The sequence below is a fragment of the Rickettsia endosymbiont of Cardiosporidium cionae genome (assembly GCF_015476335.1).
Classification (GTDB): Bacteria; Pseudomonadota; Alphaproteobacteria; order Rickettsiales; family Rickettsiaceae; genus JADHZC01.
Genome location: NZ_JADAQY010000024.1, coordinates 1 through 1,334, shown reverse-complemented (window position 1 = coordinate 1,334; position 1,334 = coordinate 1). Strand labels below are relative to the sequence as shown.

Here is a 1,334-nt window from a genome sequence, read left to right as displayed (position 1 = left end):
TAATTCCAACACCATTATTTTTTTCAAGTGCTTTTTTATCTGAATTAAGTACTGAAGCTAAATTACCATATTGTGCTATTAAAGACTTAGCCAATGGCTTCATATCTTTGCGTGGATTTGCATAGCATAATAAAAGTTCTAGCACCTCATAGTCTTTGAGATGCCCTTCTTCAGCCTTAATAAAATTTTCCTTTAATCTACTTCTATGTCCTAGATACTGTTTTGAATTATCCACTTTTAATTACATTAATGATGCTAATAATAGCTTAGATCGTCATATGATAATTATTTAATATATCAAAAATATCAACTATAACTTTACTATAACGTATAATTTATAAAAAATTTTGTAATATTATACAAATCAAATAACTGTTACAAACTTCAAAATTAGAAAATTCTCTTATTGGAAGGGAAGAATGATACTTATAATCTAAACAATATACAATATTCCTAAAAACACATTTATTAAATCATAAAACAAAATTATTTATCTAACTTGCAATAATCTTTGAATTGATGATTGCCAAGAGAATGCATAAAAATGAGCATAGTAAGATTCTAAATCTCATCATAATAACCTTATTAACACTATAATTATCATGACATATTTATTTATTGCTGCTTTATTCTCAAGAGAATAAAGCAGCTTTGTAAATATCACTTTGAATTTTATATTCACTTTACAATATCTTAATATTCTTTATATTTTATAACTTGATCTAATACTATATCAATAAAATATACAGTATTTTTTCCATATAACCCTTCCCCAGATTGATTGTTTTGTCCATAAAGTTCTGAGTAAGTTGTTGCAATTAATCTAGATCTTAATTCTGGTTTTATTTTTTTAAGAGAAATATCCTCCTTGTTACCTATTGAATCACTGAAAAATATTTTAGTTTGAAAGTGTGTTAAGTAAGGGTGTGTAATATTAACATTTACATGTGGTGCGTGTCCTTCATATATGTTAGGCATTATAGTAATAAAGTGAAATCCTCCAATATTATTAGAAGTGGTTGTTCCAGAACCTATAAAATTTGGATCGAATAGCAACTCATGTCTTTTATTATCGCTTTCGCTTGCAGAAGGATCATTTTGGTATATACCGTAACTATTAGTTTGCCATACCTGAATAACGGCATCAGTTATTGGTATACAATTTTTATCCATTACTCTACCATATATAACAATATTTTTTCCGATAGCAGTATATAAAGACTCATTTTTTCTCCTTAGATTATTGTTTATGTTAAATTTACTTGGTTTGTGCTTTAAATTTTTTATCTCAGGAGTAATATTACAGTTGATAATGGGGGGATGAGTTGAGGTTA

The 1,334-nt window shown here is 26.8% G+C and carries 1 protein-coding gene and 1 pseudogene; both read right to left on the bottom strand.

The window, feature by feature from the left end; genetic code table 11:
• Window positions 1-235, bottom strand: a pseudogene (locus tag IHI24_RS04695) (RadC family protein); the annotation flags it as partial.
• 458 nt (window positions 236-693) lie between these two features.
• The coding region (locus IHI24_RS04690; protein WP_194966907.1) for a dioxygenase family protein at window positions 694-1,334 on the bottom strand (641 nt) is incomplete at its 5' end.